Below are 11,844 nucleotides of genomic sequence, written 5' to 3' on the forward strand. Positions count from 1 at the left end.
AAAGTTGAGATGTACCTTTGCCGACATCCTGAATAAGTATATCCGGTAATACCATTGCGTTGGCGGGATCAAGGTAAATGAAATACATAATGAAACATCAATATTTTAAATATATAGGAACTGTTATTTTACTGATAGCATTTGCTTTTACTTCAAAAGCTCAGCAAACGGTGGTTAGCGGTACAGTAACGGATGCTACAACCAAAGAAACTTTACCATATGTTTCATTTCTAATTACAGGAACAGAAAAGGGTGGCAGGACAGATGCTGACGGTCAATACAGTATTACTATTAGTGATGACCATACACAGGTTAAATTTAGTTATGTAGGTTACAAATCAGTTGTAAAAACAATTATTCCAGGCAAAACGCAAACAATAGATGTGCAGCTGCAGAGTGAAACTACTCAAATGGATGAAGTGGTAATTACGGCAGGAAAAAAACCAAAATATAAGAATAAGGATAACCCTGCTGTTGCGCTTATTAGAAATGTTATCGCTAATAAACCTAAGAACCGTATGGATCATTACGATTTCGTTGAATACAAGAAATACGAAAGGATGATGTTTTCTATGAGTAACCTTTCTGATAAGTTTAAAAACAAAAGGATATTCCGTAATTATAAATTTTTGTTCCAGGAGCAGGACTCTACTAAAATCGGTGGTAAAACCATGCTTCCGGTATTTCAACAAGAGAAGCTTTCGAACAATTACTTCCGCAAAAGTCCCGAAAAACTTAAAACCATTATAGTAGCTGATAAGCGCGTTAACTTTGATGAACGTTTTATCGATAACCAGGGGCTAACCACTTATTTCGATAGAATGTATCAGGATATAGATATCTATGATAACAATATTTCGGTAGTAAGTAACCAGTTGTTAAGTCCAATTGCAGATGGGGCACCTACATTCTATAAGTTTTTCATTACTGATACCATTCAAAATCATAACCCAAAGTTGGTTGAGCTTTCATTTATGCCAAGAAACAATACTGACCTCTTGTTTGAAGGTAAGTTATACATTACGCTAGACGGGAATTATGCTGTTCAGAACGCTTACCTTACTGTAAATAAAAATATCAATTTGAATTTCGTTAGGGCCTTAGAAGCTAAGCTCGACTTTGAGCAAAATCCAGATAAGCGTTATCACTTGAGTAAAAGTAATCTGATTGTTGATTTTGGCCTAAGTAAAAAAGGTGGAACAGGGTTTACTGGTGAAAGAACTGTGAATTTTAAAGATTATCAGATCAATAAGCCACTTCCTGATACTACATATTACGGATCGGCAGTTCCTGAGGTAGTTGTCGATGCGACTAAGAGATCAGACGAGTTTTGGGCCGATAACCGTCCTGAGGCGCTTAGTGCTACAAATTTAAAAGTCTACAGTAATTTAGATACCCTGCAAACCATTCCGTCTTTCAAAAGAACAATGGATATAGTTACGCTTTTCTTTGCTGGTTATAAAGATTTTGGACCTTTTGAAATGGGGCCTGTAAATACTTTTTACAGTTTTAACAGTGTTGAAGGTTTTCGTTTGCGTTTAGGGGGAAGAACTACTCCAGCGCTTAGTAAACGTTATTACTTTGAAACATATGCGGCCTATGGTTTTAATGATACCAAATGGAAGTATTTCTTAAGCGGAACCTATTCGTTAAATAATAAATCTATTTATGCTTTTCCCCAAAACTATTTAAGGGCAAGTTTCCAGAGAGATACAAAAATACCAGGTCAGGAATTGCAATTTGTACAAGAAGATAATTTCTTATTATCCTTTAAAAGGGGAGAGAATGATATGATGTTGTACAATGATTTTTACAGATTAGACTATGTGCATGAGTTTGAAAATCACTTCTCTTATAGCCTTGGTTTGCGTAAATGGAATCAAACACCCGCTGGATCGTTGTATTTCGCAAGTTCAAGAGACAATAATTTAATTAAGAGTAACTCGATCAGTACATCAGAAATATCACTTCAGTTAAGGTACGCACCACACGAAAAGTTTTATCAGGGCAAGGTGTACCGCACCCCACTTGTGGACAAGTATCCTGTTTTTAATTTCAGATATACTGCAGGCATAAAGGGAGTTTTAGGAGGTGAATATAACTATCATAATTTCATGGGAAGCGTTGATAAACGTTTTTACCTATCTCAACTTGGATATACTGATGTAACACTCGAAGGTGCTTATATTTTAGGTAAAGTACCTTTTCCGCTGTTATCTATTCACAGAGCGAATCAAACTTATGCTTATCAATTGCAATCGTACAACCTAATGAACTTTTTAGAGTTTGTTAGTGATCATTACGCAAGTATAAACATAGATCAAAACTTTAATGGTTTCTTTTTTAATAAGGTGCCATTGCTAAAAAAGCTGAAGTTAAGAGAGGTGATGTCATTCAAGGCACTATATGGTGGTTTGCGCAACGAAAACAACCCTGCGGTTAATAATAGTGCAATGCAGTTTGTGCTTAATCAGGATGGAGTACCTATCACAAATTCATTAAGCAGAGATCCTTATATTGAGGGTAGCGTAGGTGTAGGAAATATCTTTAAATTACTTAGGGTTGATCTTGTAAAACGCTTCACTTATCTTGATAATCCAATGGTTTCTGAATGGGGAATCCGGGCAAGAGTGAAATTTGATTTCTAAGCGTGATATAGCCTATCAATAACGAGTAGTGCTAAACCTTTGCATATCCCAAAAATTCAAGTTCCTCAACGGCTTTTGTCAGATGGGTTTTTCCTCCTGTTAAAACGTAAAGATTATCACTGATCTCAATTATGTTTCTGAACATATGATCTGTAACCAATAATCCTTTATTTTTCTTTTCCTCGTTCATTAGTTCCATGACAGCCTCAATCATTATCGGGCTCAGGTGTGAAAAAGGCTCATCCAGCATGGCGAATTTAGATTTTGCCTTTAGTACAATATATACTTCAACTAGTCTTCGGTTGCCGCCAGATAAACTTTTTAAGGTGCTTTTATAGCTTGGTTTAAAATCTGGGAAACGGTTTTCGAATTCAAAAAAGTCCAGATCAAAGTCGGCGAATACCCTTTTTAAAGTTAAAGTTTGTGGTATGAAATTAAACTGAGGAAGATACAATAGTAAATCAGGCCTCTTATAGGCAGCCTGAACCGTTAAATCGTCAAAGCGAATGGATTTACTATTAGCATTTAAATTGCCATAGATAATGTTCATTAAACATGTTTTACCATTTCCATTTCTGCCAAGCAATCCAGTTATTTTGCCGGTTTCACACTTTAAATAAATATCAGATAAGATCCTTCTTGAACCAAATTCAAGGAATATGCTGTCGGCTTCAAGTTTATGGATCATTTAACAGCATAAATTAAAAGTGCAACAAATAACAGGAAGTCGAAGGTTAAGGTACCTATCCATAAAGTAAGCTTAGGTATTCCCAGGTTTTGATAGTAATAAAATTCCTTGTTCTTGTAGTTATTTATATAATAGACAATTATACCGTAGCTAATCATTTTAAACCAAAATATTAAAGTGAAAGCTTCTGAACCAAGTTTAGACAGCATGTACGCTGAGACTAAAGTTAATACAAAAGCCGTAGTGAAAAAGCTCATGTAAAAAGTGAACATCAGTCTTAATGTTTTAGTTTTTAACATTTTATCTTTTGGTTGAATGGTTTTTGTGTAATTAGGCTGGTTCAAATTCAATCTATCGCAGCTTGCTAAATATAGTAAGAAGTTCTTGGAATGTGGCTTTGCAGGGCGGGTAATTCTGTTTTACAATACAATTTCAGGCACTATTTATGTGCACTCGCAAGTATAACAACACGTACTCATGAATATTGAAATTAGAAAATTGACGCTTGAAGATTATAACGACCTTAAGGAATCTATGGAACAGGCATATGATACCCTAGGAGGACAGATCTGGAGCAAGCAAACCATCGCTAAACTATTAAAATTATTTCCTGAGGGCCAGTTGTGTATTGCAGTAGACGAGAAAGTAGTGGCCTGCTCATTATCTATTATAGTAGACTATGATGAGTACGGAGATAAGCACACCTATCAAATGATAACCGGTAGGTATACGTTTTCTACCCATGATCCAAATGGTGATACATTATATGGAATAGAGATTTTTGTTTCGCCTGAATATCGTGGTCTGCGTTTAGGCCGCAGGCTTTATGAAGCCAGAAAGGAGCTTTGCGAAAGCTTAAATTTAAAGAGCATCATTGCCGGCGGACGCATACCTGGCTATCATGAACATGCTGAAACATTAAGCCCCAGACAGTACATCGATAAAGTAAAAGCTAAGGAACTATATGATCCAACTCTTACCTTTCAATTATCAAATGATTTTCACGTTAGAAAGGTATTAAAAAACTATCTTCCAGGTGATCATGAATCTAAAGAATTTGCAACGCTAATTGAGTGGAATAACATTTATTATCAGGGAGTTGATGCTTCGGCAAGATCTGCAAAAACCATTCGTATAGGTTTGGTTCAATGGCAAATGCGTCTTTTCCCTACCATGGATGCTTTTTATGAGCAGGTAGAATTTTTTGTAGATGCTGTGAGCGGTTATAAATCTGACTTTATCATGTTCCCTGAGTTTTTTAATACTCCGCTTTTACAGCCTTATAATCACCTGCCAGAAATGGAAGCTATGCGCAAGCTGGCAGAACTTACCCAAGAGATTGTTATTAAAATTCAGGAATATGCTGTTTCATACAACGTTAATATTATTTCGGGCAGTATGCCAATACTAGAAGACAATAAGCTATACAATGCCACCTATCTTTGCCACAGAAACGGTAAAACAGAGGAATACAGGAAGATTCATATTACTCCGAATGAGCGGAAATACTATGGTATGGTTGGGGGTGATAAAATTCAGGTATTTGATACCGATTGCGGAAAAGTTGGGATTTTGATTTGTTATGATGTGGAATTTCCTGAGCTGAGCCGCATCTATGCAGATCAGGGAATGCAGATTTTATTTGTTCCATTTCTTACTGATACCCAAAATGGATACACCAGAGTAAGAAGATGTGCACAAGCGAGAGCAATAGAAAACGAATGCTATGTAGCTATTGCCGGATGTGTAGGGAACCTGCCTAAGGTAAACAACATGGATATTCAGTTTGCGCAATCGGCAGTATTTACACCTTCTGACTTTGCTTTTCCTACCAATGCTGTTAAAGCTGAAGCAACACCCAATACAGAAATGATGTTAGTGGTAGATGTTGACCTTCACCTGCTTGATGAAATTCATCATTTCGGTACCGTTAGAATACTTAAGGATAGACGTAATGATCTTTATGAGGTTAAATTACTTAAATAGGGTTAATTTGAGGGCTGTAATGAATCCTTAACAAACAGTAAGAACAATGATAGATAAAATTAAAATAATAGCCATTTCCGGAAGCACAAGAAAAACCTCTTCTAATCTTAATCTGATAAAAGGAATTGGGCGATTAGCTTCTGATATTTTTGAAATAAGCATTTTTGAAGGACTATCTGATATTCCTCATTTTAATCCTGATCTCGATCTAGAAACACCACCAATTCAAGTTGCTAATTTCAGAAAGCATCTTGAAGCAGCAGATGCAATATTGATCTGTACTCCTGAGTATGCCATGGGAGTACCTGGAACGTTAAAAAATGCAATTGACTGGACGGTTTCGTCAATGGAATTTTCTAAAAAACCCGTCGCACTAATCACCGCGTCATTATCTGGAGAAAAAGCGCATGCCTCATTATTGGGGACACTTTTAATTATTGAGTCAAAAATGACGGCAGATACACAGCTTTTAATTCCTGGTATTAAAAATAAAATAGATGAACAGGGTAATATAATCAATCAGTTAACCTTAGGTCATGTAAAGAGGCTTATCAAATCATTAACAGATCTTGTACTTAAGGATGTAGATACACTTGAGGCACCATTTTTAGTAAATTAAATGGCAGGCGGTATTTAATGACACGAAGGCGACGGAGCAAATTGTAAGAAACTGCAACTTTATATCCGTTTGAATTTTATAATTTTTTGTTGAATGGAACAAATTGAATCTGTACAAGAGTTTTATAGCCGGGTACCACAGGCAAATCCTTTAGGACTCTCACTTCACAATGCTGGCGCAGGGCATTTTAATGTATTTGAACGTAGATCATGCCTCAACAATGCGCCTTACATACGACGTGATTTTTATAAAGTATCACTCATAATAGGTAAAGGTAAATTGCACTATGCCGATAAATGGATTGAAATTGATCGCCCTGCATTACTTTTCTCAAATCCCGTAATTCCATATTCCTGGGAAGCGGCATCTAACGATCAGGAAGGCTGGTTCTGTTTGTTTACAGAGGCGTTTATACACCCTAATGAAAAAATAGGAACATTACAGGATTCCCCGTTATTTAAAATAGGAGGGTCACCAATATTTTTTGTCAATGATGAGCAACAACAAGAAATCTCAGCTATTTTCAAGAAAATGATCTCTGAAATGGATTCAGATTATATTCATAAGTATGATCTGTTACGCAATTACCTGCACCTCATTATCCACGAAGCCTTGAAATTGCAGCCAGCAGAGAGTTTTGAGAAAAACACCAACGCATCCTCACGGATAGCAGGTTTGTTTCTGGAATTGCTAGAAAGACAATTCCCTATTGATACACCGGAAATGGCACTTCAGTTGAAAACTGCCAATCACTATGCTGAAAATCTTTCCGTTCATGTTAATCACCTTAATCGTGCTGTTAAAGAGGTTACAGGCAAAACAACTACCGAACATATTTCAACCAGAATTGTAAAAGAAGCGATCGCTTTGTTGCAGCATACAGATTGGAATGTGTCCCAGGTAGCTTACGGGCTTGGCTTTGAGTATCCGGCCTACTTTAATAATTTTTTTAAAAAACAAACCCAGCGTACACCAAAGGAGATTAGAAATGTTGCTGTTTGAATTTTATAATGATCTGTTTGAATCCTTTAAACTACAGGTGGTGGTAATGAGGTAATTTTGGATCATAAAATCTAAAAGATATGAAATACAGGAATTTGGGTAAAACAAAAGAGCAGCTATCGGCAATAGGCTTGGGCTGTATGGGAATGAGCTTTGCTTATGGTCCGGTTGATGATACTGAAAGTATTGCAACACTGCATAAAGCGCTTGATCTTGGAATTAATTTCTGGGACACTGCTGACATGTATGGAAATGGAAACAATGAAGAATTGATTTCTAAAGTTTTAGTGCCAAATAGAGATAAGGTCTTTATTGCTACTAAGTTTGGATTCAGATTTAAAGATGACATTGCAGGACCAAGTATTGCCTCAGGAACTTACTTTGATGGTTCACCTAAATGGATGAAGGTTGCTGTAGAAAATAGCTTAAAACGCTTGAAAATAGATACGATTGACTTGTATTATGCACACAGGATAGATCCTGATGTTCCTGTTGAAGAAACGGTAGGTGCGATGGCAGAGCTGGTAAAAGAGGGCAAAGTAAGGTATCTTGGATTGAGCGAGGCATCGCCTGCATCAATCCGTAGGGCACATTCAGTACATCCAATTACGGCATTGCAAAGTGAATATTCGCTGCTTACCAGAGATGTGGAGGGTGACATATTAAGTACTGTACGTGAACTTGGGATTTCACTTATCCCTTATTCCCCACTGGCAAGAGGTTTGGTAACTAACGCGTTAAATGTAGCGCAGCTGGATGCTACTGACTTCCGTAAAACACTCCCGCGTTATAGTGGAGATAATCTAAAGAACAATGAGGGGCTTGCGCATGATTTTGGAAAGCTGGCACAGGAAAAAGGATGTACCGCTGCACAACTCGCGCTTGGATGGGTACTGGCCCAGGGCGATGATGTAATTCCTATCCCAGGTACTAAGAAAAGAAAGTACCTTGAGGAAAATGCAGGGGCGGTTGACCTTACGTTATCTGCCAACGACTTAAAAGCTATTGATGAACTGTTGCTCCGTTATCCGAATACTGGAGAACGCTATAGTGAAGGGGCAATGAAGCTGGTAGGTAAATAGTTTTTGGTGAATTGGTTTAATCAATAAGTACTTTATGTCCTTCTTTGGCCGAACGTTTAGCAGCCTCCAATATTTTTACCACAATTAGGTTGTTGTTTAGTGATGATAGATCATTTTCGGATTTTATTTCATTTTTCAGCACTGCAGCGAGGTAGTTGAGGTGGTTGCTATACGTAGGCGCTAATGATTTGGCTTCTTCTAGCTGATAGTTTGTTTTTCCGTTTTCCTTTGTACGAAGTGTATTTGAATTTACAGCTTGTATGTATCCTGTTTTTCCAAATACTTCCATGTCTTTTATGCTAAATGGCCAATTCCATGAGGCTTCTATGATGCCTGTTGCGGTTGGATATTCCAGTAGTATTGTTGCATCATCGTCAACATTCGGGTAAACATCCTTTTTTATCTGATGTGTTAATGCAGTAACTGAAATGGGCGCTTTTCCATTCATTAGCCAGGTCATAAGATTTGCACCATAGCAGCCAAAATCTATAATTGCACCTCCACCATTCTTTTTTGGATCTGTAAGCCAATTTAAAAACTCCTTGCTTACACCAATTTCTTTAGGTCCTTCATGGCCGTCATGTGCAACTATTTTTCTAATGTCTCCAATAGCACTGTTTTGTTTAATTCGGGTGTATGCTTCCTGATTGCTTGGATACCATGTGGTTTCGTAATTGGTTAACAAATGGATTTTGTATTGTTTAGCAAGTGCGGCCATACGCTCTGCATGTTTTACAGATACGGCTAAAGGTTTTTCTACCATAACAGAAATACCAAGTGGAGCAGCAGCCTCAACAACCATTAAATGATCTTCTATGGCGTTGTAGGCAAGTACTGCATCAGGTTTACGATGTTTCAATAGCTCTTTTAAATCGGTAAAAAATACTGAATCAGCTAACTTAAAACGGGTTTTAAATCTTTCTACTAAAACGGGATTTTCTTCTGCAATTCCAATGATGTTTACCTCACCTTTTTTGTAACTGTCCATTATAAGGTTTACGTGGTCGTGACTAAGACCAGCCAATACAACGTTTAATTTGGATTGTGCTTTAACCTGTAAAGAAAAAAATGCCAGCAGGGCAATTGTAAGTAATTTTTGCATAAGATAATTCTTAGATCTCGTTTGTTAACTGACAGGCAATTTATGAATTATTGACGTTCTAATTGAGACATTCTTGTAACAAATCAGGTCAAGTGATTAGAAAAATGTAAATTGAGCTGCCTTAAAACTGGTCATGATATGAGATATCTTATTGCTTTTATAATACTTGTTGCCTCCTTTTTAAATGGGAATGCCCAGGCATTTAAATATGCCTTTGTTACAGATACACATGTTGGGACTGAAACTGGTGAGGAGGACCTGAGACGAACGGTAAATGATATTAATCAACAGAATGATCTCGATTTTATTATCGTTACGGGTGATGTAACTGAAATGGGAACTAAGTTGGAAATTAAGCTTGCAAAGGCGATTTTAACCGGACTTAAAAAGCCATGGTATGTTATTCCAGGTAATCATGATACAGGTTGGTCGGAGTCGGGTGGGGTAGACTTTATTCGTGAATTTGGAAATGATAAATTTACATTGGATCATAATGGTTATCGATTTATTGCATGTGCATCAGGTCCTTATGTAAGGATGTCGGACGGACACATTCCAAGAGACGCCGTAGTTTGGCTTGACAAAGTTCTAAAGAAAACACCTGCAGATATGCCAATTGTGTTCATCAATCATTATCCTGTTGATAATAGTTTGGATAACTGGTATGAAGCAACCGACAGGATTAAAAAGTACAATATTCAATATGCAATCTGTGGCCATGGTCATGCAAATCAGGCAATGGATTTTGAAGGAGTACCCGCAACCATGGGACGCTCTAATTTGAGAGCTAAAGATAGTGTAGGTGGATACAACGTAGTTACAATGCGAAGTGATTCTGTTTTGTTTGCTGTTAAAAAGCCCGGATTTGCAATAGAACCTACCTGGCGAAGTATTCCTTTGGGTAAATTTGTGGCCAACAACAGTGGTAAAATTGTAAGGCCATCTTATGAGATAAATGCCACTTATCCGCAGGTTAAAAAGAGATGGAGTTACCATGCAAGTGCAAATGTAGTACTAACTCCAGCCGCCAGTAAGAAGCTGGTGGTTTTTGGAAATAGCATTGGTGAAGTTGAGGCCTTATCCATAAAAGATGGTAGTAAGAAATGGGGATTTAAAACAGATGGTGCTATTTATTCTTCTCCTGCTATTGTAGGGAATGTTGTTATATTGGGTTCTGGTGATGGTTCTATTTATGGTTTGGACCTGAATAGTGGAAAAGAGATTTGGAAAATTAAAACAGGAGCGTCTGTTTTAGGTACACCTGTTGTTGATGGTAAAGTTGTTTATATTGGTGGAAGTGATCATAGTTTTAGCGCTATTGATGTTAAAAGCGGTAAACAAATCTGGACTTTTGATGGGGTAGAAGGAGCCATAGTAGGTAAACCTTTAATATATCAAGGCAAGGTGTTTTTTGGCTCTTGGGGGCGTCACTTGTACGCTTTAGATCAAAGCAATGGTTTATTGCTTTGGAAATGGAACAATGGAAGTGCAAATCGTATGTTTTCTCCGGCAATGTGTACTCCGGTAGCAAAGGATGGTGTAGTTTATTTTGCTGCGCCAGATAGGGTACTTACAGCATTGAATGCTAATAATGGTAATGTTCTTTGGAGGAATAAGGAAGCTACAGTGAGAGAATCAATAGGTATGTCTGAAGATGGCAGTCTTGTTTTTGGTAAAACAATGAACGACGAGGTGGTGGCTTATAAAACACAAACTACAGATCCGGGTGTTCTTTGGCGTTTAAATATGGGTTTTGGCTATGAGCACACACCCTCTATGCTAATTGCAAAAGATAAACAAGTTTTCTTTGGAACAAGAAATGGAGTGGTATATGCTTTCGATCCTCTTGGTAAGAAAACAGTCTGGGCTCATAAAGTAGATAATTCTATGGTAAACACAGTAAATGTTATCAGTAAAAAATCTGTTTTATTGGCAACAATGGATGGTGTTGTAACCTTACTTTCAGTTAAGTAAAAGGAGGTTTATTCGTCAACCTTACTCCATACTTCATAGATTTTAGCTCCTTTACTGCTCAAGCCACTATGATGCCACTTGCCATCCTGTAATTTCCCGTCAAATACTAATGAAACCCCAACACGACTATTGTCTCTGGAGAAAAATTCTATTTTTTCTGTGTATTTCCCATCTTTAAAAGTATACGAACCACCGCCAGTGCCAGAGAATTCTTTTTTCTCAGGATCTATAGCAACCCATTGAAATTTCTTGCCGGTAAGTAGTTTATAGGTTTGACGGGAACCAGTTTGGTGAATGTCAGCAACTTTACCATCTTCCTGCATTCTTCCAGTTATGCGCCACACACCTGCAAGTGGTGCTTTGCCATCATCTACACGGTTGAAATTAACACGACCATCTGGCACATCCATAGATAGCTTATCTGCAGAAACTTCAAATGGAACATTTAATTCGCCTCCCACATTGGACGAATCTGAACTGTTAAAATACACCTTTGCTTTAATAGTTCCATTGCTTGCTTCATAACTACCTCCACGAGACATTATAAACTTATCAGCCTGGTGTGTCGTATGTATGAAATAGCCATCTTCAAAAAAAAGCTGGTGCTGATCTGTTCCATTGCTGAATTCCCATGCGCCAGTAAGAGCGCTCATTTGGGCCTGAACAGCAGTAAAGGAAATACTAATTGCAAGTACTAATAAGATGATGTGTCTTTTCATAATGGTTTAATTTATAAGTGGTTG

10 protein-coding genes are annotated in these 11,844 nt (G+C 37.4%); 6 read left to right on the forward strand and 4 right to left on the reverse strand.

Annotated features, from left to right (window positions below; genetic code table 11):
* Window positions 1–89: 89 nt before the first annotated feature.
* Window positions 90–2,648 (forward strand): DUF5686 and carboxypeptidase-like regulatory domain-containing protein, encoded by a 2,559-nt coding sequence (locus tag AC6CH7_RS25950; protein WP_498265466.1) that lies wholly within the window; start codon window positions 90–92, stop codon window positions 2,646–2,648.
* Window positions 2,649–2,679: 31 nt separating this feature from the next.
* Here AC6CH7_RS25950 and AC6CH7_RS25955 read toward each other — a convergent pair whose 3' ends face one another.
* Window positions 2,680–3,336: an ATP-binding cassette domain-containing protein gene (locus AC6CH7_RS25955; RefSeq protein ID WP_498265467.1), complete on the reverse strand. Its 657-nt coding sequence runs from the start codon at window positions 3,334–3,336 to the stop codon at window positions 2,680–2,682.
* Entirely contained in the window at window positions 3,333–3,635 is a 303-nt protein-coding gene (locus AC6CH7_RS25960; RefSeq protein WP_498265468.1) for a hypothetical protein, read from the reverse strand. The genes AC6CH7_RS25955 and AC6CH7_RS25960 overlap by 4 nt, the downstream gene beginning before the upstream one ends.
* A 178-nt stretch (window positions 3,636–3,813) precedes the next feature.
* On the opposite strand from AC6CH7_RS25960, the gene AC6CH7_RS25965 reads away from it, so the two are divergent.
* The 4 genes from AC6CH7_RS25965 (at window position 3,814) to AC6CH7_RS25980 (ending at window position 8,025) form a co-directional block, all read left to right on the forward strand.
* Window positions 3,814–5,322: a GNAT family N-acetyltransferase gene (locus tag AC6CH7_RS25965; protein WP_498265469.1), complete on the forward strand. Its 1,509-nt coding sequence runs from the start codon at window positions 3,814–3,816 to the stop codon at window positions 5,320–5,322.
* 46 nt (window positions 5,323–5,368) lie between these two features.
* Window positions 5,369–5,941 carry an NADPH-dependent FMN reductase gene (locus tag AC6CH7_RS25970; protein WP_498265470.1) on the forward strand — a complete coding sequence of 191 codons (573 nt, stop codon included), beginning with the start codon at window positions 5,369–5,371 and terminating at the stop codon, window positions 5,939–5,941.
* Window positions 5,942–6,034: 93 nt separating this feature from the next.
* Window positions 6,035–6,943 carry a helix-turn-helix domain-containing protein gene (locus tag AC6CH7_RS25975; protein ID WP_498265471.1) on the forward strand — a complete coding sequence of 303 codons (909 nt, stop codon included), beginning with the start codon at window positions 6,035–6,037 and terminating at the stop codon, window positions 6,941–6,943.
* 80 nt (window positions 6,944–7,023) lie between these two features.
* Window positions 7,024–8,025, forward strand: coding sequence for an aldo/keto reductase (locus AC6CH7_RS25980; protein WP_498265472.1), 1,002 nt, complete (start codon window positions 7,024–7,026; stop codon window positions 8,023–8,025).
* 16 nt (window positions 8,026–8,041) lie between these two features.
* On the opposite strand, the gene AC6CH7_RS25985 is transcribed toward AC6CH7_RS25980, so the two are convergent.
* Window positions 8,042–9,127 (reverse strand): Gfo/Idh/MocA family protein, encoded by a 1,086-nt coding sequence (locus AC6CH7_RS25985; RefSeq protein ID WP_498265473.1) that lies wholly within the window; start codon window positions 9,125–9,127, stop codon window positions 8,042–8,044.
* A gap of 138 nt (window positions 9,128–9,265) precedes the next feature.
* Between AC6CH7_RS25985 and AC6CH7_RS25990 the strand changes: the two genes are divergently transcribed.
* A complete protein-coding gene (locus AC6CH7_RS25990) occupies window positions 9,266–11,101 on the forward strand; it encodes an outer membrane protein assembly factor BamB family protein (protein WP_498265474.1) in 1,836 nt (611 codons plus the stop codon).
* 8 nt (window positions 11,102–11,109) lie between these two features.
* Here AC6CH7_RS25990 and AC6CH7_RS25995 read toward each other — a convergent pair whose 3' ends face one another.
* Entirely contained in the window at window positions 11,110–11,820 is a 711-nt protein-coding gene (locus AC6CH7_RS25995; protein WP_498265475.1) for a DUF4488 domain-containing protein, read from the reverse strand.
* Window positions 11,821–11,844: the final 24 nt, after the last annotated feature.

It is taken from the genome of Pedobacter sp. GQ55 (assembly GCF_059758925.1).

Coding starts and splice junctions, on each gene's coding strand:
- AC6CH7_RS25955 (WP_498265467.1), bottom strand. CDS start 3,336: ATGATCCATAAACTTGAAGCCGACAGCATATTCCTTGAATTTGGTTCA.
- AC6CH7_RS25960 (WP_498265468.1), bottom strand. CDS start 3,635: ATGTTAAAAACTAAAACATTAAGACTGATGTTCACTTTTTACATGAGC.
- AC6CH7_RS25950 (WP_498265466.1), top strand. CDS start 90: ATGAAACATCAATATTTTAAATATATAGGAACTGTTATTTTACTGATA.
- AC6CH7_RS25970 (WP_498265470.1), top strand. CDS start 5,369: ATGATAGATAAAATTAAAATAATAGCCATTTCCGGAAGCACAAGAAAA.
- AC6CH7_RS25995 (WP_498265475.1), bottom strand. CDS start 11,820: ATGAAAAGACACATCATCTTATTAGTACTTGCAATTAGTATTTCCTTT.
- AC6CH7_RS25975 (WP_498265471.1), top strand. CDS start 6,035: ATGGAACAAATTGAATCTGTACAAGAGTTTTATAGCCGGGTACCACAG.
- AC6CH7_RS25965 (WP_498265469.1), top strand. CDS start 3,814: ATGAATATTGAAATTAGAAAATTGACGCTTGAAGATTATAACGACCTT.
- AC6CH7_RS25980 (WP_498265472.1), top strand. CDS start 7,024: ATGAAATACAGGAATTTGGGTAAAACAAAAGAGCAGCTATCGGCAATA.
- AC6CH7_RS25990 (WP_498265474.1), top strand. CDS start 9,266: ATGAGATATCTTATTGCTTTTATAATACTTGTTGCCTCCTTTTTAAAT.
- AC6CH7_RS25985 (WP_498265473.1), bottom strand. CDS start 9,127: ATGCAAAAATTACTTACAATTGCCCTGCTGGCATTTTTTTCTTTACAG.